The sequence below is a fragment of the Bacillus sp. NH11B genome (genome assembly GCF_001884205.1).
Taxonomy (GTDB): Bacteria; Bacillota; Bacilli; order Bacillales; family Bacillaceae_G; genus Bacillus_A; species Bacillus_A proteolyticus.
On sequence record NZ_MAOG01000119.1, the window covers coordinates 60,507 to 85,557 of the forward strand.

General features: G+C 33.6%; 25 protein-coding genes and 1 pseudogene. 7 read left to right on the forward strand and 19 right to left on the reverse strand.

Annotated elements, in window-relative coordinates:
• Nucleotides 1–3 precede the first annotated feature (3 nt).
• From BAU27_RS22255 to BAU27_RS22290, 8 genes are all read right to left on the reverse strand, one after another.
• Nucleotides 4–1,050: an agmatine deiminase family protein gene (locus BAU27_RS22255; protein WP_071771966.1), complete on the reverse strand. Its 1,047-nt coding sequence runs from the start codon at nt 1,048–1,050 to the stop codon at nt 4–6.
• Nucleotides 1,051–1,157: 107 nt separating this feature from the next.
• A complete protein-coding gene (locus tag BAU27_RS22260; protein WP_071771967.1) occupies nt 1,158–2,900 on the reverse strand; it encodes an amidohydrolase in 1,743 nt (580 codons plus the stop codon).
• A gap of 81 nt (nt 2,901–2,981) precedes the next feature.
• On the reverse strand, nt 2,982–3,803 hold the full coding sequence (locus tag BAU27_RS22265) for a MerR family transcriptional regulator (RefSeq protein WP_071771968.1): 822 nt from the start codon (nt 3,801–3,803) through the stop codon (nt 2,982–2,984).
• 41 nt (nt 3,804–3,844) lie between these two features.
• Nucleotides 3,845–4,822, reverse strand: coding sequence for an agmatine deiminase family protein (locus BAU27_RS22270; RefSeq protein ID WP_071771969.1), 978 nt, complete (start codon nt 4,820–4,822; stop codon nt 3,845–3,847).
• 231 nt (nt 4,823–5,053) lie between these two features.
• Nucleotides 5,054–5,986, reverse strand: a complete 933-nt coding sequence (locus tag BAU27_RS22275) for a bestrophin family protein (protein ID WP_071771970.1) — start codon at nt 5,984–5,986, stop codon at nt 5,054–5,056.
• 176 nt (nt 5,987–6,162) lie between these two features.
• The gene (psiE, locus tag BAU27_RS22280; protein WP_071747587.1) at nt 6,163–6,582 is read right to left on the reverse strand and encodes a phosphate-starvation-inducible protein PsiE; all 420 of its coding nucleotides are present in this window, start codon (nt 6,580–6,582) and stop codon (nt 6,163–6,165) included.
• Nucleotides 6,583–6,752: 170 nt separating this feature from the next.
• Nucleotides 6,753–7,910 carry an agmatine deiminase family protein gene (locus tag BAU27_RS22285; RefSeq protein WP_071771971.1) on the reverse strand — a complete coding sequence of 386 codons (1,158 nt, stop codon included), beginning with the start codon at nt 7,908–7,910 and terminating at the stop codon, nt 6,753–6,755.
• Between the two features lie 302 nt (nt 7,911–8,212).
• The gene (locus BAU27_RS22290; protein ID WP_071747589.1) at nt 8,213–9,340 is read right to left on the reverse strand and encodes a serine hydrolase domain-containing protein; all 1,128 of its coding nucleotides are present in this window, start codon (nt 9,338–9,340) and stop codon (nt 8,213–8,215) included.
• Nucleotides 9,341–9,596: 256 nt separating this feature from the next.
• Here BAU27_RS22290 and BAU27_RS22295 point away from each other — a divergent pair, with 256 nt between their 5' ends.
• Nucleotides 9,597–9,824 carry a hypothetical protein gene (locus BAU27_RS22295; protein ID WP_071771972.1) on the forward strand — a complete coding sequence of 76 codons (228 nt, stop codon included), beginning with the start codon at nt 9,597–9,599 and terminating at the stop codon, nt 9,822–9,824.
• Nucleotides 9,825–9,933: 109 nt separating this feature from the next.
• On the opposite strand, the gene BAU27_RS22300 is transcribed toward BAU27_RS22295, so the two are convergent.
• Complete coding sequence (locus BAU27_RS22300; RefSeq protein WP_083596119.1) at nt 9,934–11,145, reverse strand: MFS transporter; 1,212 nt, start codon at nt 11,143–11,145, stop codon at nt 9,934–9,936.
• Nucleotides 11,146–11,257: 112 nt separating this feature from the next.
• On the opposite strand from BAU27_RS22300, the gene BAU27_RS22305 reads away from it, so the two are divergent.
• Together BAU27_RS22305 and BAU27_RS22310 are read left to right on the forward strand one after the other, a co-directional pair.
• Entirely contained in the window at nt 11,258–12,109 is an 852-nt protein-coding gene (locus BAU27_RS22305) for a LysR family transcriptional regulator (protein WP_071771974.1), read from the forward strand.
• Nucleotides 12,102–12,422: pseudogene (locus BAU27_RS22310) on the forward strand (DUF3916 domain-containing protein); the annotation flags it as partial. The gene BAU27_RS22305 and the pseudogene BAU27_RS22310, both read left to right, overlap by 8 nt.
• Nucleotides 12,423–12,516: 94 nt before the next feature.
• Here the strand turns inward: BAU27_RS22310 and BAU27_RS22315 are convergent.
• From BAU27_RS22315 to BAU27_RS33250, 3 genes are all read right to left on the reverse strand, one after another.
• The gene (locus BAU27_RS22315; RefSeq protein WP_071771976.1) at nt 12,517–13,101 is read right to left on the reverse strand and encodes a TetR/AcrR family transcriptional regulator; all 585 of its coding nucleotides are present in this window, start codon (nt 13,099–13,101) and stop codon (nt 12,517–12,519) included.
• A 212-nt stretch (nt 13,102–13,313) separates the two neighbouring features.
• Nucleotides 13,314–14,930, reverse strand: a complete 1,617-nt coding sequence (locus tag BAU27_RS22320) for an FAD-dependent oxidoreductase (RefSeq protein ID WP_071771977.1) — start codon at nt 14,928–14,930, stop codon at nt 13,314–13,316.
• 287 nt (nt 14,931–15,217) lie between these two features.
• Nucleotides 15,218–15,349: a hypothetical protein gene (locus tag BAU27_RS33250; RefSeq protein ID WP_254915713.1), complete on the reverse strand. Its 132-nt coding sequence runs from the start codon at nt 15,347–15,349 to the stop codon at nt 15,218–15,220.
• A gap of 91 nt (nt 15,350–15,440) precedes the next feature.
• On the opposite strand from BAU27_RS33250, the gene BAU27_RS22325 reads away from it, so the two are divergent.
• The 3 genes from BAU27_RS22325 (at nt 15,441) to BAU27_RS22335 (ending at nt 18,447) form a co-directional block, all read left to right on the forward strand.
• Nucleotides 15,441–15,785, forward strand: coding sequence for an ArsR/SmtB family transcription factor (locus tag BAU27_RS22325; RefSeq protein ID WP_071771978.1), 345 nt, complete (start codon nt 15,441–15,443; stop codon nt 15,783–15,785).
• A gap of 18 nt (nt 15,786–15,803) precedes the next feature.
• Complete coding sequence (locus tag BAU27_RS22330; protein ID WP_071771979.1) at nt 15,804–16,802, forward strand: NADP-dependent oxidoreductase; 999 nt, start codon at nt 15,804–15,806, stop codon at nt 16,800–16,802.
• A gap of 178 nt (nt 16,803–16,980) precedes the next feature.
• On the forward strand, nt 16,981–18,447 hold the full coding sequence (locus BAU27_RS22335; RefSeq protein ID WP_071771980.1) for a protein adenylyltransferase SelO: 1,467 nt from the start codon (nt 16,981–16,983) through the stop codon (nt 18,445–18,447).
• Nucleotides 18,448–19,178: 731 nt separating this feature from the next.
• On the opposite strand, the gene BAU27_RS22340 is transcribed toward BAU27_RS22335, so the two are convergent.
• The 7 genes from BAU27_RS22340 to BAU27_RS22370 form a co-directional block, all read right to left on the reverse strand.
• Nucleotides 19,179–19,370 (reverse strand): Phr family secreted Rap phosphatase inhibitor, encoded by a 192-nt coding sequence (locus tag BAU27_RS22340; RefSeq protein ID WP_002165311.1) that lies wholly within the window; start codon nt 19,368–19,370, stop codon nt 19,179–19,181.
• Nucleotides 19,370–20,482 (reverse strand): response regulator aspartate phosphatase, encoded by a 1,113-nt coding sequence (locus BAU27_RS22345; protein WP_071771981.1) that lies wholly within the window; start codon nt 20,480–20,482, stop codon nt 19,370–19,372. The genes BAU27_RS22340 and BAU27_RS22345 overlap by 1 nt, the downstream gene beginning before the upstream one ends.
• 205 nt (nt 20,483–20,687) lie before the next feature.
• Nucleotides 20,688–21,293, reverse strand: a complete 606-nt coding sequence (locus BAU27_RS22350) for an FMN-binding negative transcriptional regulator (protein ID WP_071771982.1) — start codon at nt 21,291–21,293, stop codon at nt 20,688–20,690.
• A gap of 140 nt (nt 21,294–21,433) precedes the next feature.
• Nucleotides 21,434–21,970, reverse strand: a complete 537-nt coding sequence (locus BAU27_RS22355) for a GrpB family protein (RefSeq protein WP_071771983.1) — start codon at nt 21,968–21,970, stop codon at nt 21,434–21,436.
• Between the two features lie 24 nt (nt 21,971–21,994).
• On the reverse strand, nt 21,995–22,342 hold the full coding sequence (locus tag BAU27_RS22360; RefSeq protein WP_071771984.1) for a DUF4260 domain-containing protein: 348 nt from the start codon (nt 22,340–22,342) through the stop codon (nt 21,995–21,997).
• Nucleotides 22,343–22,348: 6 nt separating this feature from the next.
• A complete protein-coding gene (locus BAU27_RS22365; protein ID WP_071771985.1) occupies nt 22,349–23,740 on the reverse strand; it encodes an FAD-binding oxidoreductase in 1,392 nt (463 codons plus the stop codon).
• 132 nt (nt 23,741–23,872) lie between these two features.
• Nucleotides 23,873–24,271 carry a DUF2871 family protein gene (locus BAU27_RS22370; RefSeq protein WP_071747608.1) on the reverse strand — a complete coding sequence of 133 codons (399 nt, stop codon included), beginning with the start codon at nt 24,269–24,271 and terminating at the stop codon, nt 23,873–23,875.
• A gap of 255 nt (nt 24,272–24,526) precedes the next feature.
• Between BAU27_RS22370 and BAU27_RS22375 the strand changes: the two genes are divergently transcribed.
• Nucleotides 24,527–25,030: a GNAT family N-acetyltransferase gene (locus tag BAU27_RS22375; protein ID WP_071747609.1), complete on the forward strand. Its 504-nt coding sequence runs from the start codon at nt 24,527–24,529 to the stop codon at nt 25,028–25,030.
• The last annotated feature ends 21 nt before the right edge of the window (nt 25,031–25,051 follow it).

Below are 25,051 nucleotides of genomic sequence, written 5' to 3' on the forward strand. Positions count from 1 at the left end.
ACTCTATTCTATATGCTGTTGCGTCACACAGTGAATCATACCCCCGTATGCATACAATTCGTTAACATATATACCGACAATTCTTCTACCTGGAAATTGCCCTTCAATAATTTGAAGCCCTAACTTATCATGTTCATCACCGTATATAGGAACCAATACAACTTCATTGCCAATATAAAAATTCAAATACGAACCTTTACAGTCTGCCTCTTTTACCACTTGTCTTGTTACAGGTACTGGGATGAGCTGAAATGGATTTCCATCTATATTTCTTGCTTGTCGCAATTCTTGATAATGTTTTTCTTGCGCCTCCAAAAGATACGACTCTCCTTCCTCAAAAGGATCATATTCATATAGAATCGTATTTTCATTTACAAAACGTGCTGCACCATCAATATGGTAATCCGTATCTTCATCATAATTATCTTCTCCGCGAATACCAGTTATCCATATAAAATTCGTTACCCCTAAATACTTCGTTAACTCCATTTCAATCTCTTCCTGACTTAGTGTAGGGTTTCGATTCTCATTTATAATAGAAGTTTTTGCTGCCATTAAGGTTCCATTTCCATTTATCTCAATCCCTCCACCTTCTAAGCAAATACTAGATTCCATTTTTGGAATGCTATGCATTTCACTTATTTTATTTGGAATAACAGCATCGTTTTCATACGGATATTTATCCCCCCAACCATTAAATACCCAGTGTGTTAGGCGGAGATTCCCCTCTTTATCTTTTACAAATATTGGTCCATTATCTCTGATCCAAATATCATTAGTTTCTTGAATTAAGAAATCAATTTTAACCATATTCACTTTCGCTTCAATTAACTTCGATTGGACATGTGCTTTTTCTTCTTCATCATATACAACAATATGCACATTTTCTCCGTAATGAAGCTCCTTTGCCATCGTTACCCAAATATCATCTAACTTAGCTCTGTAACCTTCACCTCTATGCGCTTTATCATGAGGCCATTGGAGCCATGTCCCCTCATGTTTCTCCCATTCTGCAGGCATATAAAACAAACTATTTTCTATATTTCTCATACATGTTCACCCCTTCTCTGAATGTAAGTACAGTCTATACTTTGACATCGTGTTAAGGTCAACAGAAATATATTCATTTACTTGTAGTAATTTTATAAAGCGATTCTTTATTTCTCCTTGTGATACACTACTTCTCCTTGTAAAACCGTCACTAATACTTTCGCATTTGGAATCTTATCGGCACTCATTTTAGTAATATCTTCATTTAGTAATATCATATCAGCTGATTTTCCAACTTCTATCGAGCCAGTTATATTATCAAGCCCTAATGCTTTCGCTGGCTTAATTGTATAAGCATCAATAGCTGCGTATACATCAGACAAACCCTTTTCATCAATGCTTAATGCATTCGAAATCGTCACTAGTGGATTGAGTTCATTTACATCCCAATCACTACTAAGTGATACGTTTGCTCCTGTTTTCCAAATCCGCCCTAACGGCATAATTCGTTTCATTTGCTGATTTGAAAAATACGTACTTGCCCAGCTTTGTTTTGGATCTTCTGCAAAATCATGACCTACTTGAAAATCAGCGCTAATACCTAATTTAGCAAAACGATCTATATCACTATCTTCTACCATTTCCACATGCGTAAGTGTATACGGCTGCTTTGCGCCTTCTTTTTTCGCTGCTTCAATCGCATTTAAACTCTCTCTTACCCCACCATCGCCAATTGTGTGAATGAGTGCACCGTAACCAATTTTATTAAGCTCCGTTAACCACCATTTCATTTTTTCTTCCGGAATATAGTTCAAGCCATACGGGGTTCCTTTAAACCACTCAAATTTATATTTTTCTAGTATTTTAGCTGTACTGTTAATGCTAATTCCATCACTATACATCTTCACTTGATTAATAAGCATTCGAGATGATACATCATCACGCTTAATTTTTTTGAAATACTCAATTTGTTCTGCTTCATTTAAGTTCGGATATACCCACGGACGAAGTACTACTCGTGACGTTAACTTTTTCTCATCGTTAACTTTATTCCAAACATCTAACCAGCCTCGTTTCCAATAGAGACGTCCATCACCGACTGTAGTAATACCATTCTTTGCAACCTCACCTAAACCGTCTAACAAACCTTCATAATTTTTTTCAAACAGATTTGATTGAGAATTCCATGCTTTTTCCATCACAATATCCCCAGCTGTATCATAAAGAATACCAAATGGTTCTCCTGATTCAGGATCTCGAATGATTCTTCCGCCTTGCGGATCTTTCGTTTCTTTATTTATTCCAGCTAACTCGAGTGCCTTTGAATTAACCCATACAGAATGAGAGGTTCTTTCCATAATTAACACTGGATTATTAGGAAATAACTCATCAAGAACTTGTAATGGAGTTTGTTGTTCTGATTTTTCGTCCATATCTTTTAACAGCTCTTCTAAACTAAATCCAGTTCCGCTGATCCATTCCCCATCTTTAACATCTTTTTTACAAACCTTTAAATACGAGCGTTGTTCTTGCAGAGAAGCATCTGGTGAGACACTACAATTCCCTGCTGCTGGTGATTTTGCTTCAAATATATGATTATGATTGTCCACAAAACCAGGGAGGATAAAACGTCCTTGTAAATCCACCACTTTCGTATTTTCATTTATAAATCCCTCTACATCCTTGTTTGAACCAACAAATGTAATTTTCCCCTCTTTAACGGCTACAGCCTCTACGATGTCTTGCTTTTCATTAGAAGTATAGATTGTACCATTTTTAAACACTACGTTTTTAGGTAACTGATTAGGTAAAACAGCGCTACCACTCTCACCTTCTCCTACTCCAGAAGTACATGCCGAAATCCATACCATGCTTAGAATCAGACAAATGATCATGATTGTTCTTCTCATATTCTCTCTCCTTTTTATTATGATAAATTGCTTTCGTACATAGAATAAGGATTGACATAATGTTAATGTCAATCCTTATTCTCATTCTATTTTCGTAACTAAAAAACAAATTTGTGTCACATACTCTTCTACTAAACAATCACATTCAGGTCCCTTTATATAAACTTCATATGGGTGACTATCTATTATATAGCCATTACTTTCCACCCACTCTTCTAACGCCATATAAGCATAACCTATATAGTCATAGCTACCATAATGCATAGTAGTAACAATTTGATGGTGATTTAATTTTTTTATTTCGCATTCTTGTACTACGTCTTTATCGTTATCATGCAAAATCGGAATTCTTAATTCAATATCGCTTTGATTCGGGATATACTCTTCATCATAAAAAACCGTAGAGGGCGAACCAACTATTTGAAAGTTATGCTTTTGTATTTTTTCATATAAATCATAAAAATAATCATCCATATCATCTATATCTATTTGTAATCTTTGAGCAATTACCGTTATTTCATTTCTCATTCCAATTAATATATCGTAACTTCTATGACGGGCAATATTAAGACCATTGTTCATACTTACCATTTCATTCATTTCAGAAATAACCTGTAAATTTTGTTTCACCTCATGAGACAACTCTATAATTTGCGCTTGCATATGGTGAATAAATGAATCTTGATCTGATGACTGCAGAATTACTTTAATTTTCGGCAAAGGAAACTTGTACTCTCTGAGCTTTTTAATTTTCAGTGCTATTTCTAGCTGCCCTTGCTCATAAAATCTATATCCATTTACCGGATTCACATATTCCGGTTTCAATATTTCCTCTTTATCATAATGTCTTAGCATCCGTGTACTCATTTTACAAATCCGAGAAAATTCAGTAATTGTATACATATACATACCCCTTGAGTATATTTCTTTTTTAAATTTATTTACTAAAACCAATCAAAAAACTTTTTAATTGAAGAAACTTCATTCTGATTACTCAATCCTTTCATTTTTGAAGGTAACAAATGACTCGGACAATACCACGTTAAACAATTCATTGCGCCTCCCATAGTCGAAATGTCTCCTACATGAATTTGAATAACTTGTTTCTCTGTATGCTGTTGAATATATCGTAAAACTTCCCCGTCTTTTGCTAATCCAAACTTAGGAACATAAAGGGCATCACATGTTTCTAACATATTTATATATAAACCTTTTGCCGATGCTATTTCTTGATCATATTGTCCTTTCTCTGTATATGAGGAAGGAACAACGATAAATTCAGCTTCTGGCATTTGCTCTTGAATAATCTCTTGAACATGATATCTAAATTCATGATCCCCTAAAAAATCACTAATAAACATTGTATGTTCATCAATAAATTTAACCATTCCGTCTGCGTGTGCTAGTACATCCCCTTCTTCAGCAGGAATAATAATAACTCGGCTCACATCTAAATCCCATTCTAACTGCTCAATAATTTCCTCTTCTGTCCAATCATCATTATCATCAAATATGCGTTCTGTTAATATTACAGTATCTTTTTTATTCCAAATAAGATTACCACCATCTAATATTAATGGAGATTTTACATATTCAAAGTCATTCTTTTTCAACCATTTATTAAACTGTTGATCTAAATATCGCCCTTGATCATCTGGCAAATAATTTGGTCGATATTTAAATTTAACTAGATGATTTGTGACAACCGGTGCAACATCTCTTAGCCAAATATCATCATACTCGAAAAAGTTTGTATGAAAGTCTTGCTCTTCAACAGATAAAGATATAAGTTGATCCGCAATTGATTTCTTTTCATTTAAACATTCATTAAAGTAAATCAAGTCTTCATAAAATGGTTGATAATATTCATTCGATTCGTCTGGTATTGCAGTAAAAATAATGCCACTATGTTTTTGTTCCATATTATTTACCTCGCTTTTTAATAGTAGTTACATAACTGATTTTACAAAGCCAACTATTCCTCAATTCATGTCTTTTTTCATTACAACTCATGCAACATGTACATTTCATGAATGGATTATAGCATGGAGAAATATTATATATTTATATAAAAAATATAAAGCTGACATTAAGCCTTAAATTGACTCTTGACAAGTTTTTTAAATACCATATTTTAAAACAACAATAAATGATTAAATGATTTTTTTATCACGATTCAAACCCATTACTTCTAATAGATCGTTTTGATTATATAAATTCACTAAATGCGTTTCTACTCCTATACAAATTCCTTCTAGTGGAAGATCATTTGGATCCTGACCAAAGGGATCTTCAATTTCAACCCCTATTGCTTCAATACCTATGAATGCAAAACTTATAAACGTAGTCGCAAGTACTGTAAACCATCCGAGACTATCAACAAGACCAATCGGTAAAGTCGCACAAAATATAATCAATAAAATTTTTATATGAGCAAAATACGCAAAAGGAATAGGTGTTGTTTTGATACGATCACATCCACCCACAGATGTAAGTAACGTATTCAAATCCGTTTCCATACTAATTATCGCATTTGGATGAAATTGCCCCGTTTTCAAACCTTTTGATAGTATAGTTTTCAACATAAAAACTATACTAAGCGGTAAATGATTGGACTCAACCAAAAATGTTTTTTCCTTCTCAGAACAGACAGCAAGCAATGATTTCACTTCAGATAAATCTTTTTCCTCCCTCAAGTGCCCTTTCGCTAACTTTGGAAATGCAATTAATAAATGTAAAAATTTTATTTTTTCCTGCTCCATACTCTTCCCTTTAGAATCCCAATGACACAAAAAACTAATTGCTAAATTTCTAGTACAAGCACCAATCGTGCCAAATAGCTTTCTACCTTCCCAGTACCGATCATAGGCAGTATTCGTACGAAACACTAATAGTAATCCTAAAGCTCCTCCGACGATTACCCAAGGAGTCTGATTTATATTTATTTCTGCATAGTAATAATTAATCACAGCTACTATCGTTGAAATACACGTATATAATACGATTTGTGGGAAAATATCTCTTATAATTGTCCCTTTTAATGTAAATATTTGATGTAAACTATTTTGATTATTGTAATGAACCATATTTACAAAAACCTCTTTCTCTATTAACCTTTTATTCTTTTAAATCATGAAAGTATACAATTAAATAATAGAATCATAAACCCTATCATTATGAGGCTGGTTAAGATTATTTCTTTCAATACTGTTACTTCTTTTTTCAAAAAGATAAAATACCTTATTTATTCAACAACAAATCTTCACTCTTCTAAATCACGACGCATTATTTTAGAATTTGCAATGAATAAAGCACTAATTAATACAAGAATCGCGCAAGCATATAACAATGAATCCATTGGACTATCATGGTCTATAATAATTAGACGAACAATAGCCGTAATACCTATATATATAAAATAACGTAATGGAAAATGAAAGTTCATTTGAAAATACTTTATAATCATTACGATGAATTCAAAATATAAAAAGAATACGACGATACTATCAATCAAATGATAACTAGATTCCTCACTATTTAATTTAAGTTCTTGTATAAATTGAATAACTTCTTTCATAAGAAACACACTTAAAACCATTCCCAAACAGATCAAAGCAACATTTAAAATGTACTGTAGAACGATAGGGAACAACGAAAAAACTCTTTTTATATTCTTTAACACAAATATTTTTCTCCTTTTCCATATAAAACAATAATGACAATATATTTAATTATCATTACATCAAAATTATGCATTTTATTCTTGTTACAGATGTTAAAACAAGACAAAATAAGTAAAGATAGCATTTCACCTATTTTGTCTATAAAGCAACATAATGAAACTATAATCGATTACTTCAATTGAATCGGTTGTTGCTGTGTAACACAATGAATCATTCCGCCATTTTTATAAAGCTCTCTCACATCAATACCGACTACTTTACGATCTGGGTATAACTTCTGAATCGTATCGTTTGCGATTTTGTCATTTGGGTCATTATAGTTAGGCACCAATACAACTTTATTCCCAATATAATAATTGATATACGATCCCTTATAATCGAGAGTTTTTCCACCTTCTAAAGTAACTTTATCTTTACTAAGCGGTAAGTATTCATATTTATATTTCTTTCCTGAAGCATTTTTTGCATCTAACAATTTATCCATATCTTTGTTTGACAAGCCCCATTCAGCCAAGTCATCTTCTTTCATCGTTACAATGGTAGATTTATCATGGAATTTAGCAAATCCATCAATATGAAAATCCGTAATATCTAAATTAGGCACTCCATCTAACCAAATAAAGTTTGTCACCCCAAGGTCACTTATATATTTTTCAATTTCCTTTTCTGATAAATCAGGATTTCTATTTTTATTCGTTACTGCACTTCGAGTTAATAAAGCAGTCCCATTGCTGTCTAATTCAATTGCGCCACCTTCAAGGACGAATTTCCCCCAATCAATTCTTTCAATCCCTAATTGTTTACTAACATTCTCCCGTACACGGGCATCATTTTTATAAGGAGTTTTCTTCCCCCAACCATTAAATGCTGGATCTAATATTTTTAGATTTTTATTATTGTCATAAACAAAAATTGGTCCACTATCTCTTGCCCATACATCATCAGTAGGCGCTATAAAGAAATCAATCTTCTCCATATTTAGCCCTTCATCTGTTAGAAGCTTATTAATTCGCTCTTTTTCTTCCTGATCATATGCAACAATGTGGACTTTTTCACCCTCAGTTAAAGTACTTGCCATCTTAACCCAAATAGGTTCAACTTCTTGTTTATACTCTTGACCGTATGTGTATTCATGTGGCCATTGTAGCCATGTACCTTCATGTTTATCTTTTTCATCCGGCATCGTATATTTCCCAACGTTTTTCTGTACCTCTACTTTTTCACCCTCTTTCCCTTTAGCATTTTCATTATTCCCTTCAAAAGAACATCCACTAATAATCGCTGTAGATAATGTAGCTATTAAACAAAACTTTACTACTTTTTTCATTTTTTCAACCTCCTGTTCGTGTCTCCAATAATGTAAAGCTTCACATAGTGTGAAGCTCAAGCTTTTTCATCAATGTAAAAATTACCAATTATTCTTCCGCATGATAAATTACATAATTTCAATACAAATAGATGACATTCACAAAACAAATCCCCTATATTTAACATTAATATCATTTAACTTCCTTCATAAATTTATTCTAATATTAATCCCCTCTCATACATGCTTGTTCACTAAATAAAACATTATTAAATAAAAAAATCGGTATTGATAATTACATATCAATACCGATTTTAAAATAATTATTTTTCTTCTATTAAATCATTCGCTAATTTCCTAAACTCTTGATTAAATGTATCATTCATACCATTTTGTACGTTAGAGAATAATATTACAAACGTTCTTTTATCCCAGTTAAAATTATTAAAAGTGTTCCAACCAGCTAATACACCATGATTATGATAATAATCTGGGTAAATATAGAAACTAAATCCATACTTTCTAGCGGGTGATACAGTAAACATATCTGACAAACTTTGTTTAGAAAGCAGCTTCCCATCCATAATTGCCTCATCTAACCTTTTCATATCATCAACTGTAGTGTACATTTCACCACAACCATATAGCCAATTCATCCTTAAACGAGGCGTAGCTACTAACTCATTATCTTTTTTCGTATATCCTTCTGCTAAAAACATATCTCCTGGGAAAGTGGCACCCATCCCAGATTCATGCATTCCAACAGGAGTAAAAATGTTTTCTTTCACATAGTCAGCAAGTGGTTCATTTGTTATCTTTTCTACAATATATGCAAGTACCATATAATTATAATCTGTATATCTCCATCCCGTTCCTGCAGGAAATTGTAACGTTTGCGCTCCGATCCAAGTTACTAACTTTAAACGTGACGCTGCATCAACACTACCTTGCCCCTGTTCTGGTAACCCGGACGTATGTGTTAACAAATTTCGTAACGTAATATTTTTATCTGCTGGAAACGATGGAATATACTTATTTACATTGTCTTCAATATTTAATTTCCCTTTTTCTCTTAGTTGCATGATAGATATTGCAACGACTGTTTTCGTAATAGAACCAATGCGATATTTCGTTCTTGGCGTTGTTAATACATTATCTTTTACATTCGCATACCCGTAACCTTTCCTTAAAATTACATGGTCTTTACTAGCTACAAGAACACTCCCATTAAATCCTTTATCTTTTAAATATTGATCTAGTTTTGCTGCTGCAATCTCATAACGTTTTTGCTGATTCGCATCGACTTTCGGTTTATCATTTTCAAATTTATTCTTATAACCTGAAAATGCCTTCAAATTATATTTCTTATCTTTATTTGCATATGTTAGTGCAGCGACACTCCCACAAAAAACAGCAAAAATAAAGAAAACAATTAGCCATTTCTTAAACATATAGGGACCCTCTTTTATCCAGTTTCACTTTATATTTTTCCATTCTATTCTATATCTTTTAATTTTCAAACACTTTATAATCTATCTATCATTCATTATATTACACTAGATTCCTTTTTCTCACACTCAAATTTTAACTACTCTCTATTGTAGTTCTTTTTTACAAATTTTCTACCTAACAATCGGATACATCCAACTTTAATTTACATTTTTTATGTAACATTCGTTACACATTAGCAAGAATGGAGGTGGTGATTTGAAAAAGACCGATAAACGCAATCGTTTAGATGATATGATGTTTCATTATCGAGTAACAAAAAATGATATAGTTTCAATTGAATATTACGGAAAACAAATCATGATTTTAAAAGGAAATGAAGCTGACAAATTTTTAAACAAAATAAATCGGGCAAATAACGAAAAAGAAAAACAACTTATTATAGCTAAAATTACAGGTAATTTCAAAAGAGGAAATGAGCGTTAATGAAAACGAATCTCATTTCTAAATTGATTATACAGCATATAAAAAAAGAAATGTCACTCCCATGACATTTCTTTAGGTTTTCTTCATAAAAGATTTACATTTTTAATATTCATTTACTTTTACATAAACTCACTGCTGAAACGCTTAGTAATGCAGCTATACCCATCAATGCATATGTGTAGCCTTTCCCATCTACTATATAACCAAACAAAGCAGGTGCAAAGATAATAGCAATTTGATTAAGCGTAAGCGCAAAACTCACTGTTAAACCTACCGATTCCTCACTTGCAGACTCAGCAGCTTCGACCATAAAAAGACTAAACCAACCAATTGCAAAAAAGCCTAACAGTCCGCTTACCACAAATAATGCCCCAAGTCTCATTGTATGTATACTCATCACAACAACTAAAATTAAGAAAAAAGAAATACATACACATATAAACAACGGTGTACGACGATTCCCTTTGTAATATGTATCACTTATTGTAGCTAATATAATTCGGCCTATCATTCCTGCAAATAGCATAATCGAAAATACTTTCCCTGCTAAAATAGGTGTTATCGATTTTTCAACAGTTAAAAATTTCATAAAATGTCCGACTAATATCATTTGTAAAGAAATCATACAAATACCTGTAATAAAAATTGGATACAGCTCTTTTTTACATATCACCTTTTTTAATTGCATCCAAAAAGAAAGCCTTACATATTCTCGGCTAGTGTGTTCTCGGGGGATCGATTCCTTATAAAATATGAAAAACAATAACCCACCTACTATACATATAGTTGCAATAACATTTATCGTATAAGATAAACTAAATTTAAGTGTAAGCAAAGGGATCGTAACTCCTGCTAACGCCCCGCCAATAGGTATACCAGCTTGCCGTATTCCCATAGCTAATCCGCGCATTTCTTTCGGAAACCATTTCAAGATTACTTTACTTCCCCCTGGCTGGGATACGCTATAAAACGTTCCTATTAAAAGAAGGACAAATAATAGCCCCATAAATTCCCTTGCTATATGAGCAAGTAAAAGCGCCCCGCCAAGTAATACAGTGCTCGCTCCAATTAATATTCTTTCGCTATATCGATCAAGTAACCTTCCGACAAAAAGCATACAAAACAGCGGACCTATATTTACAGCACTTATTAACAACCCAACCTGCATATTCGAAAGTGCATATTTCTGTTTCCAAAATAAAGCGAGTACCCCTACTCCATATGTTATAAGTGTTGCACTTGCCTGTGCTACCGTTGCCAAAGTTAACATGATCCATTTATTAGAACTACTGTACTTTGCAATTTCCCCTTCACTTATCAACGTTATCTCCCCCATATCCCTTTCATTGTATGAAGGTTCTGATATCATGTAAAATAAGTGTTAATAATAGAATCCATCAAAAAAATTGATACCTTTTTCGGGGTGATAATAAATGGACATAAAAGATTTAACGGTTTTTTACGAAGTTGCGAAAGTAGGAAATATATCTCATGCTGCTAAAAACTTAAACTATGTACAATCAGGTGTAACGATGCGTATAAAACAACTAGAACTCGAGTTAGGTGTGCCTTTATTTTATCGAAACGGAAGAGGCGTTACTTTAACTTCTAACGGAGAAATTTTATTAACATATGCAAAACAAATCATCCACTTAATGGATCAATCCATTCAAGCTGTCCAAAGTAACGGAACCGAGCCAAAAGGCACGTTAAAAATCGGGTGTACAGAATCGACAACAGCCGTTCGTCTCCCACCTATATTAACGACCTATTATGAAAAGTATCCAGAAGTTGAATTGATTCTAGAAACAAATACGACAGACCAATTAACTCAGCTCGTTTTAGAGCGAAAACTAGATGGGGCTCTTATCGCTGGAAATATTCAGCATACTGAACTTCATACACTTTCATTTCGAGAAGAAGAACTCGTTCTCATTAGCAAGACTCCTCTATCTTCCTTTAAAACAATAGGAGAACTGAATTTACTCGCTTTTAGTCAAGGATGTTATTACAGAAAACTATTAGAAAACTGGCTTCAAGAAGAAGGGATTTCACCTAAAAGAATACTAGAGTTCGGAACAATTGAAGCAATACTTGCATGTGTAAAATCAGGTATGGGCACGGCTATTATGCTGAAATCTATTATTCCAGATTACGAACATGTTTTATCTTTAAAGACATTACCAAATCACTTTAAAAAGGTTCCTACTACCTTTATTACTCGAAAAGATATTTTCCACTCAGCTGCCTTGCAAAAATTTATGGAGATGATCAACAATGCGTGAAAAGAAAATACGCGGCATGAAACGAAAAACAAAAACTCTTATAAATAGAATTGCAGACGCCACTAAAGCATTTCCATCTACTTTCTATAACGGTGCATACTGGCATATGCCTTTACCGGGCACTCAAGCTTTTATCGATTCTATTAAAACACCTAGAAAAGTAAAGCGATTATGCATTCAAACATTATTAGATAGAGCGGATCTTTTAATGAAAATGAAACCGAACGATACAAATACATATCGAGTCGTTGTTATGATTACAATAGCAAGTTTATGGCACTCACAAATCATCATCTTTAAAAACAATGACTACATTTACACGTTGTTGTTCTTCTTTATAATGACTCATATAATCTCCCCTTCTCATTACGTTTCCTGATTGAAAGCCTTATATGATACGAAGTTCTTTACTTTTGAAAAATACCACGCGCAACAATTTCCCATGACTTTTGAAATTCTTCGTTTATCTTCTCTTCTTTCCATCGCTCAGAAAAAGCAGGGTGGTAGAACGGTGATAGGAGTCCAAAAATCATATGCGCTAAAAATAAACTGTCTTGTTTTTCAATCTCGTTACGCTCTCTCCCTTGATTTATAACCTTCTCCAGTTGCCTAACTAATCTTTCTTCGTGTTTTCGGATAACAGCATTCTTTTGCTGCACTAACGAACTATTCAATGTAAATAACTCTTCGTTTTCAAGTAACTCTTTCTTTTTAAGCTGAAATAAACAAAAGAACCACTCTTGTAAAATGATTTCTGTATCTCCATCTTTTCCCGCAATTTGCTCAAGCTGATCCGAGTACTTGAACAACCACCTTTCTAAAATAGCATCGCGTAGCGTGGCCTTACTCCGAAAATAAGAATATAAAGCCGCATGACTAACATCAAGTGACTTCGCAATACTAACAAGTGTCGTCCTACTCCATCCATATTTCATTAACTCTTTTTCCGCTGCATCTAAAACAACATTTTTCGTTAACGCCTTATCTGTCATTTTTCTCACCGTCCATTTTATTTACATAATAAAATTATCTTCTGTTATTTCAACAACTTACATTTTTTATTATTTGTAAGTTACAATCAAAAAAATTCATCTTTCAAGTAGGTTATAAGATTAGCACATCCGTTTACAACTTACAATATTTTATTTTTGTAAGTTGTAAACAATAAAACCACCGCTTTTGAAATACAAGCGGTGGTTTTATATTAATTACATAATAAACGATTCATTATCTCTTCAAGTAATATACCCGGCTTTACTACCTCATTTTCCGTACGCCATCCAATAAATCCATCTGGTCTTATTACTACCGCTCCCCCATTTTCTATCCCGTATAGTTTTCTAAAAAAGTTACCTTGATCGATGAAATCACTAGCTAAACCTACCTGATACACTTTTATCTTTACGCCTAATCTCGATGAAACAACATTTGCAGCTTCAGTCCAAGCACTAGACTCTCCTCCAGAAAGTAATACAAAGTTGCTACCAAATAGATCAAGTATAGAAACTTCTTTTCCTTCATAAGTTCCCCAAAAATGTGGCGCACGCGTTCCCGGGCGTCCGTTCAAATCAACTATATCCATTCTATGCGGTGTGTTACTTTCGTCTATAATTGCTTCTGAGCAATACTGATACCCAACAGTGACAGCTAAACTATCCAAATTACTCAAATTACCTTCCTCTCTGCCCGCAGCACGAAATAATATACTACTCGCGTGGTCCGTTGTTAATTTTGCAACAGGGTATCTCTCTTCATGATATGTTTCTAACAATTTTGGTTTTGCTGCCCCTTTTATAACAGCCGCTAATTTCCAAGCTAAATTATGCGCATCTTGTATTCCTGTATTTGAACCAAATCCTCCTGTTGGCGGCATAATATGCGCTGAGTCGCCAACTAAAAAAACGCGATTATCTTGAAATTTCACCGCTGTACTCTCAGTCGCTTCCCACGGTAAAACACTTAATATTTCTGACTCAATATTTGTACTTCCAATTACGGTTTGAATAATTTGTTTACAACGTTCTATAGTGAAATCCTCTGGCCCTTCTCCTTTTAATGGATCGTAGGATACATGGTAAATCCATCTTCTTTCGTTATCAACTGGAATAAGTGCACCAAGAACATCCGGATGAAGTACCATAGAAAAACCAAATGCATCTCCTTGTATAAACTCACTTAAATCCGCTTCAAAATAAATATTCATATAATAACCGCCAATGGTTCCACGACCCTCAGTTGTAATCCCTAATTGCTCACGTGTTTTACTTTTGGCTCCATCTGCTGCAATTACATAGTCACAATGTATGACACTCTCTTTTTCTGTTTTTCGATCTCGAATCGTTGCTATTACTCCGTTTTCCTTTTGTTCAAAAGAAACTAATTCATGATAAAAAGATAGTTGCCCGCCTAATGTTTTTGCTTCTAGTAACATCATCTCTTCTAAAGTAATTTGATAACAAGCAGTTTGTTTTGATGGACTAATCTCTTCTATTTTTTGAAGTAACTTTTCATCGTTTCCATATTGAGCGGTCCTCATTTTTGCCAATTCTTCCTTATTCGCCTCAGCTATTGTATGAACCGCTATTCTTCCTCGGCAATTTTCTAATGCTTTACCCGCCGATCTAATTCTTTGTTCTAAACCTAATTCTCGAAATAACTCCATCGTACGAAAAGTGATTCCACCTGCTTTCGGATGAATGGCAGTAGACGGATGCCTTTCAATAAGTAAGTACTCAATGTTATGTTTTGCAAGAAATAACGCAGACGCTAACCCAGATAATCCCCCTCCAACAATTAAAACTGGTACATAATTCGATTTCATATATTTACCCTCCACATCATTGTTCTGAGCTCAGTGACATAAATATAATCAAAAAACCAACAAAAATATAGACTTATATTTCATTTTGAATTATCATATAGATAGATTACGCTCCAAAATTTCTTTTACCTTTTCATACATCTATAATCCACCTGAATTGTGTCTGTATGAAAGTGTAAAACAAAAGAACTTACTTTACGTTGAACCATGTTCTATCGTAAAAATCAAAAATAATACAAACATTATAAGCGGTCATAACCTTAGGGATTATTTAAGGTTGCGGCCGCTTATTTTATTGTTACATCATTTTTTGTTTTTAAAACTTCATCTATTGTGTTATGTAGTCCTTCCAATCCCTTTTCTATCTCCCTATAATTTTCAACAATAAAAAATTCATTCGTCTCGATTTTCTTTCCCAATATTGCACCTCATACAACAATCATGTAGCATTACCGTATCGATCTAATGGTTCATCATCTTAAACCTTTCGACTAATTACCAGGAGGTAAAGTGATTGAAATGAATAAACAAGAACAATTAAATGCTATAAAAAAAGATTTTATTGATTCACAAAAAGTATTATTGGCAATTGGCGATGAAACACGTCAAGCTATTTTACTAGTTCTCATGGAAACGGAATGTCAAACCGGATTACGTGTAGGAAAAATTACGAAACAAACACATCTTTCTCGACCAGCAGTATCACATCACCTTAAGATTTTACGAGAAGCCGGTATTATTTTAATGCGAAAAGAAGGTACAAAAAACTTTTATTATATTGATATACGTACAAAATTAGGTTTATTAAAGAACCTTGTATTAGATATCGAAAAGCTATTGCACAACTTTTATTGAAATTTGGAGGTATAAGAAATGAAAGCGATGATAATTGATAAATACGGGAAAGTTCCAATGCGTATGGCAGAGGTACCTACCCCTGAAATAAATGAGTATGAGGTGCTCGCAGAAATTCATGCAGCTAGCATTAACCCGATTGATTTTAAAATACGCGATGGAAAAGTGAAGATGTTGCTTAAATATGAAATGCCCCTAATCCTTGGTAATGACTTTTCCGGTGTCATCGTAAAGGTTGGATCAAAAGTGACTCACTTTAAAGTCGGTGATGAAATATATGCACGTCCAAGAAAAAATAAGATTGGTACTTTCGCGGAATATATAGCCATTCATGAAGATGATATAGCCTTAAAACCGAAAAATTTAAGTTTTGAGGAAGCGGCGTCGATTCCTCTCGTTGGCTTAACATCCTATCAAGCTTTACATGACATTATGCAATTACAACAAGGACAAAAGATTTTGATTCACGCTGGATCTGGTGGAGTTGGTACTTTCGCAATTCAGTTAGCAAAAATAATGGGCGCTACCGTTACAACGACTGCTAGTGAGGCTGGTGCGAATTTAGTAAAGTCTCTTGGCGCAGATGAAATTATTAATTACAAAACAGAAAAATTTGAAGATATACTAACAAATTATGATGCGGTATTTGATACAATCGGTGGTACAACACTTGAAAAATCATTCAATATTATAAAAAGCGGAGGCAACATTGTTTCCGTTTCAGGGATGCCGAATGCTCGATTCGGTAAAGAATTCGGTTCAGGATTTTTCAAAACACTCTTATTTTCATTAGCAAGTAAAAAACTTACTGCACTTGAAAAAAAACATAATGCTCAATATTCATTTTTATTTATGAAACCAAGCGGAGATCAATTACGTACTAGTGCAAATTATATTGAAGCTGGAAAAATCAAACCGGTAATCGATCGTGTTTTCCCTTTTGAAGATGCTCAAAAAGCAATGGAATATTCGGAGGCTGGAAGAGCAAAAGGAAAAATAATTGTAAAAATTAAATAATAATAAAAACTCATTTTTTTAAAATGGAGTTTTTATATTTGCTGTTAAATAGACATAGTGCAGTGAAGTCCTTACAATAGATTTCAAGGGGAAATATCATATTATACTTTTAGCTAACTTTACAAAGAATACATACGTACAAATACATAATATAAAAAATAAACAAGGAGGAGATAAAATGACTAAAAATAATGAAGCTGGTTGGAATTTAGATAATAGTTATACGACTTTACCACAATCATTTTATACAGAAATCCCCCCTACTCCCGTAAGTTCACCGGAGTTAATTAAACTAAACCATTCATTAGCAATATCTCTTGGCTTTAATCCAGAAGAACTGAAGAAGGAAGCCGAAATTGCGATTTTTGCTGGTAACGCAACACCAGAAGGAGCTTATCCATTAGCTCAAGCATACGCTGGGCACCAATTTGGTCATTTCAACATGTTAGGAGATGGTCGTGCCCTCTTAATTGGAGAACAAATTACCCCTTCAGGTGAACGTTTTGATATTCAATTGAAAGGTTCTGGCCCTACTCCATATTCACGCCGAGGAGATGGTCGCGCTGCCCTTGGACCAATGCTACGTGAATATATTATTAGTGAAGCAATGTATGCACTTGATATTCCGACTACTCGTAGTTTAGCAGTCGTCACAACTGGTGAACCAACATATCGTGAAACAAAGTTACCTGGAGCAATTTTAACAAGGATAGCAAGCAGCCATATACGCGTCGGTACATTTCAATACGCTGCAGCTCGTGACTCAAACGAGGACCTTAAATCACTAGCCGACTATACGATAAAAAGGCATTATCCAGAAATTGAAGCTCATGAAAACCGATATACTGCGCTACTTCAAGAAGTCATTAAACGACAAGCAAATCTCATCGCAAAATGGCAACTCGTCGGCTTCATTCACGGCGTAATGAACACTGACAACATAACAATTAGTGGCGAAACGATTGATTACGGTCCTTGTGCATTTATGGACAATTACGACCAAGGAACAGTATTTAGCTCTATTGATACACAAGGTCGCTACGCATATGGAAATCAGCCATATATGGCCGCATGGGACCTCGCGCGATTAGCTGAATCTTTAATGCCGATTCTACACGAAGACGAAGAAGCAGCCTTAAAAATTGCACAAGACGAAATTTCAAAATTCAGCGTGCAGTACGAAAACAATTGGTTCCTCGGTATGAAGAAGAAATTAGGACTATTTAACGAAGACGAACAAGACAAAGCACTTATTGAGAAACTTTTAAAAATGATGGAGAAATATAAAGCGGATTACACAAATACATTCCGTTCTTTAACTCTTAACACGTTAGAAAGTAGTCCTCTCTTTGGTAGCGATGAATTTAAAGAATGGTACAATCAATGGCAATCTCGATTAGAACGACAAGAAGAATCGAAAGAGAACGCCTATGAGATGATGAAAAATAATAACCCATCAATCATCCCAAGAAACCATCGCGTAGAAGAAGCACTAGAAGCTGCTGTTACAGGTGGAGATTATAGCGTAATGGAGAAACTTCTTGAAGCTTTATCAAACCCTTATGCATACTCTACAAATCAAGAAGAATACTGTGTTCCACCTGCACCGACGAATCGTCCTTATCGTACTTTTTGTGGGACTTGATTTAGAGCACTAAGACGGTTTTTCTGCTCCTAATTGTATTATTTATTAGTGTAATCCCCACTAAATTCAAGTACACGATTCGTTATTTGCCATAAAGGAACATTATAAACAGAAAAGGTGTTTTCGTATAAAAACACCTTTTCTACTTTTTTCTCCATCTTGTGAAAAAAATGTAATTTAATACTCTAGTTTGCGTTTCTTTTATGTATTACATATCGATAGCATATTCTATGTGATTACAGTTGTATATTATCACCTCTATCAATTTCCTCCCATGCGAAAAAGATACATACACCAAACAAGCTGTCACGAACAAAGGAGAGCTCCTTACTTCCTACCTATTTCTTTCCTAATGCATTAACTTGGTAACTGTTCTATTAAAATTCTTCTATTCAATCTTAATTTTTTCTTATTATATCCAGGTACATCGATAAGGAACAACTATTCTCGAATATAAAAATCCAGCTATTGTACAAATGTTGATAAAAAATAAAGGAAAAGAGAATGAATCCATTTTAATATATCTAATGAGAATTTATATGTTCCAATATCTTCACTATATTCCTCAACAATCTTTTATTAAAATTCATTTCAATAGTTTTAAATTATGACGAATTACTTTCAACATAATGTGAAGGTAGCTCTAACAACAAAAAACTGGCTTGTAAACCTTTAATGTTTACAAGCCAGTAAATAATATCAACTAAAGCTAGCACTCCTAAAATAATACTTTAGAGTTGTCTTCCCTCTAAGTATACTAACTCAGGTCTCGTTGGAGACCACCCTTCTCCGTGAGTCGATTGTAACTTATTGACGACAGTATTTGCGGTTGCTGTTTGTTGAATCTTTGGAGTAGTATTTATCGTAAAAACTGTAATACCTGTAACAGCTAAACTCATTACCATTAAACTCAGTTTCTTCATTATTTTAACGCCCCTTTAGCTAAATTTGTTTTTCTTGCTTCAAGACTTAAACAAAAATATTCACTAGACGTTTTATAATCACACATCTCATATAACCTAGCTGCCATCACCTCAGCATATTCTTCTACATAATAAGAAAGATTCTCTTCTTTGAAATAAGAAATCCCTGTAACAATTACCCTTTTTAATTCCTCGATATTCACATTATTATTTAATGCTTTTAAAATATTGAAATGATGTGTATATTCTTCATTCTCTACTTCTAAACAAAGTTCCAATCCTTTTTCAATAAGAATAGAAGATATCTTTTTTTCACCTAACTTAGAATATTCCCTAGCTTGTAAAAAAACAGCTTTGAAATGATTAGGTATTTTCTCTGTTACTTCTGATAAGTGACGGATAGCTAACTCAGAAAGGTTTTGATTTGCATATAGCCACCCTAAGTTGTGCCGCACGAATGAAATTAATCTTTCTTCATTATTTTTTTGTAATAAATTTAATGCAGAATTTAAATGTTCCTCGGCCTGTTCAAACTGTTTTAGAGATACACAACTCATTCCAATAGTATTTTCGCAAGAAGCAGTATTACTTTCATAACCTTGGTGTTTAGAGAAGATATCTTTTGAAATAGTTGCATAGTGAACAGCTAAAAGTGGTTCATTATTATTATGATAGAATAAGGCTAACTTAGATTGAAATTCAGCTTGTTCAATTTCTTCTGGAACGTCTTTCAAAAAAAACTCTGCTTTTTCATAATATTTTTTCGCTTCTTTATAATCTTTAAGTATAGTAGCATATACCGCTTTACAAAAATGGTAATAATAAGATAAGAAACCATCCGTCGGAATTTTAAAAGAATCTATTTCGTCAAAGCTTCTCTTTGTGATACTAAATCTATCAACAAGCGTTTTATAACGAAAATCTAGTAAGAAATAATATAATAAATTTTGTTCTTGCAACATTTTATTTGATTCTTGTTTCAAAACATCAATATTTTTATCAATTTCTTGTTTTAAATTAGTTGCTTTTGACAATTGTTGTTGTAACATTGCTTGATACCATTCATTAAGTTGCTTTGTAACCTGTTCGCTTCCCTTCACTGGAATGTTCATAAGATCCCCCTTTTTTGAATATTCTCACATAAATAATAACAAATAGATATTAAGATATAAATATCTCATTAATATTTCTCAACATTTATTTAACATTAAATCCATTAAATTAATCACATGCTGTAAATTTTTTAAAACACTATAAAAATCTATAAATACAATATATTAACACTTTATAAATGTGTATTCACACTCCACCATTATTTTAAACACCCTTCTTCATCAACCCTGCAATCCCCCTACTTCCCTCACTCCCAACTTTCTCAAGTTTTTCTATAACTAATTCTCTTCTCTCCACAGAATGATTTTGACTTAACTTCGCTTTTCCTTCTATTTTATTTATCTTTATTTTAAACCCAACTATTCCCCTACTTAATCCTTCCATATAATTCGGGTCTACATCCTTCAGTGAGTATGTGCTCTTTGGATCTTCATATTTATGTACTAAATCTTGAAGAGAATCTATTAATTCCTGTTCATCTTCAACCATTTCTAACTCTCCATATACATGGACCGCAACATAGTTCCATGTCGGTACTGCTTTATTTGTTTCATACCATGACGGAGAGATGTAACTATGTGGTCCTTGAAAAACAGCTAACACTTGTTGATTTCCACTATCTTTCCACTGCTCATTCGGACGTGCAAAATGCCCGTATAAAGTAAGTGTTTCACTATTTAACAATAACGGCAAATGCGTTGCGTACGGTGCTCCGTTATGTTGAGAAAATAAAGTTGCAAAGCTATTTTGTTCAATCATTTCGTACTTCGTCTCTTCATCTTGTATAGTAAAATGTTTTGGTATGTACATAAACGTCCTCTTTTCTTATCTTCTTATTTCCTATTATATTTATGTGACTTATCATTTGGCAGGAGCAGATTGTAATAGTTTTATACGATCAGTTCATATAGTAAAACCTATTATTTTTTTATTTATACAAACTCCCTTATTCAACGATTTTTCATAGCTTTTTCTAATACATATTCAATAAATTCCGTTTTACCTAAGCTATAACTTGCTCGACTTTCCGCCGTTTCTGCTAACTCTTTCTTTAACTTCTCATATTCAATAGTAAGATCTGGATTTCCACGAAGGTAATCACGAAACGCCACATGCCTTCTTAACTCTTCACTATTCTTATCGCATACATATAAATGATGTTCCATCCAAATTGTATGCTTTCCATCCCACGGAACATATTGATCCTTTCTCCCAAAGGCTTCTCTCCCCTTAAAACTCCACTCTTCTTTATGAAAATAACCTATGTGTTCAAGCCTCTTTATTACTTTTGGAAAAACATCATAATCTTCTATTACAACATCGACATCTAATATCGGTTTAGAAGCAAGATCTTTAATAGATGTACTCCCAACGTGCTCTATAGAAAGAATGAATTCTCCCATTACGTTATTAATTAACGTCTGTAATTTACAAAATTCACTTTCCCATTGTATATTATATTTCTCAACAGTAATAAATTGTTTCAATTGAACACCTTTCTCAAATCACTTTTATAACCTCTGAATATGCGTATCCTTAAAATCAGTTTCATACTTCAATCCATACCCAAGCATTCGATCCATTCCAATATGTGCTGTCCATATTAAACCAACCATTAAAATCGTATCCACCTTAAAATAGACCCCTATTAAAACAAGTAATATTGATGTGATATATGTGTGAAATAGATTATAAATTTGCGCACCAACACGTTTGTTAATAGCGTACGCCACCATTGCTAAATCAGGTGCAAAAAGTAATACGATAAATAATAACCAACTAAATCCACATAATGCATATATATAAACCGCAGCTAATAAGACGATCAATCCTTCAAAGTGTATAATTCGTTTCTCCAAAATTCCTCATTCCTTATCTGTGAGCTTGAAAATTTTATTCGGATTCAAAATATTTTGCGGATCAAGAGCTTTCTTTATTTTCTCCATTACTAAAAGCGCGGCCCCATGTTCTTCTTCTTGATACTTCTGCTTCCCTATTCCAACGCCATGCTCTCCTGTACACGTTCCGCCACGTTTAAGAGCATACAGTACGATACTTTCGTTTATTTCGTCCCCTTTTTTCACTTCATCTTTATCGTTCGGATCAATCATTAATAGCACGTGGAAATTCCCGTCTCCTACATGGCCAAGAATACCACCAACAAGACCCACTTTATCTAAAGTCTCTTTCGCATGCTGTATTGCACCAGCTAATTCTGAAATTGGTACACAAACATCCGTACTCATTAGTTTTTTACCAGGATAACTATGAACGTAAGAGTAAGCTAAATTATGTCTTGCATCCCATAATTTATTTCTCGCCGCAGTTTCAGTTTCAAAAGCAACTTCTTTACATTTATGATCAAAAACAATTTCCTTCGTAAACTCGATATCTTGCGTTAATCCCGCTTCATTTCCGTGAAACTCTAAAAACAGTGTTGGTTCTTCTCTATAATTTGTTTCATTATAATGATTTACTTGTTTCATAGATAGTTCATCAACGAGCTCTATTCTCGCAATTGGAATACCAGCTTGCAATATGTTAATAACAGCTTCAACTGCATCACTTATAGCCGGAAACGATGCTCTCGCAGCCATAACATGTTCTGGTATGCCGTATACTTTTAATGTTAGCTCTGTAAAGCATCCAAGCGTACCCTCTGATCCTACGAAAATTCCATTTAAATGATAACCTGATGATGACTTCGCCGCTAGATTTCCAGTATGTATCACTTGTCCATCAGCAAGTACCACCTCTAAATCACGAACTTGATCACGCATAACTCCATATCTCACCGCTGTCGTTCCGCTTGCATTCGTAGCAGCCATTCCACCTAACGTTGCATCTGCACCTGGATCTACACTAAAAAACAGACCGTACTTTTTCAATTCTTTATTGAGCTGAGAGCGTGTCACTCCCGGTTGTACCTTCACTAGAAAATCTTTCTCTCTTATTTCAAGTATTTTGTTCATTAATGAAAAATCAACTGTAATCCCCTTTTCATAAGGAATTATATGACCTTCTAAACTAGAACCTACTCCAAATGGAATGACAGGTTTTTTATGCTCACTCGCTACTTTCATTATTGCTCTAACCTCTTCCGTCGTTTTTGGAAAAACAACTACATCAGGTAAACTACTAGTATGGTAAGATTCATCTTTACTATGTAACTCTCTTACTGTCTTATTAACCACTACTTGATCTTCAGGAAGTACATCCTTTAATTCATTTACTAAACGCTCAATTGTTATTTCCATTACGTACTCTCCTTTTATATTATTTACTCTACATTAATTATACCATTTTTATACAAAATAATCAGAATAGTAAGTTTACCTTGTTTACACATAAAAAAAGAACTTACAGCACACGCTACAAGTCCTTTTTAACTACATTTTAGATGATTTCTTTATTAACAGCATAAACCAAATTAATGTGAATGCCATCAGAGAATGAGAGAACCCTACAATATAAGTTAACCCTTTAAAGTCCGCTCCATTTAGTTGAAGAAGACCTCTCGCTGCCAGCGAACCTAACATTAATGTTAACGCAATATTATGTAAAATAAACCAGTTATTAAATCCTTTCACTTCATGAAACGCGAATACTTTTGCTAATCCTAAAGCAATTAAAAAGAAGAAAAAGCCAAGCACTAGCGTGTGTGTATGCAAAAGATTTAATAGTGTAGATCCTAGAATCCCTTTAAATTTTCCATACTCTCTAGCGAATATTCCTGATAGTAAACCAATAATTAAATACGTAAACGATGCATTATATAATTTCTTCATTATGTACCTCCTTAAGTAGAATGTGTAGTGCGTCATATTTAGTAATAATGATAGTTATATAGTAAAAACCCCTAGTTTCCTAGGAGTCATTGTATAAGCATCTTACTCTTTACAGTCAATCCTAATTATAAAATATCCTTTTATACAAAACAATCGAACTTTATGTGAACAAGCAGGGCTCTATTAAAATATGTTGCGCTTTTGTGTTACACAATCCATACTAATTATTATAACTTTTAAAGGGGGTACAATAGATTGATAGTTCTTGAAACTGAACGACTCACTCTTCGTTGGTTCAATATACAAGATGCTCCGTTCATTCTCGAGTTAGTAAACGATCCTGCATGGATTCAGTTTATCGGTGATAAAAGGGTTAAAAACTTAGAAGATGCAAAAAATTACATCTTAAACGGACCTATCGATATGTATAATAAAATGGGCTTTGGTCTTTACTTAGTTGAACGAAAAGGAGATCTCACTCCACTTGGTATGTGCGGCCTTATTAAAAGGGATTCATTAGAAGATGTTGATATCGGCTTTGCCTTTTTAGAAAAATTCCGTTCAAAAGGGTACGGCTATGAATCAGCTGCTGCGGTAATCGAATACGGTGTACATAAGCTAGGTATGAAACGAATTGTAGCAATTACTTCTATAGATAATGCTGCTTCAGGCAATCTGTTAGAAAAAGTAGGATTGCGATTCGAAAAAATAATTTCAGACTCAGGAGAAGATTTAAAGTTATTTGGGTATAACGCGTAATAAAAAGGGCGCCATTCACGG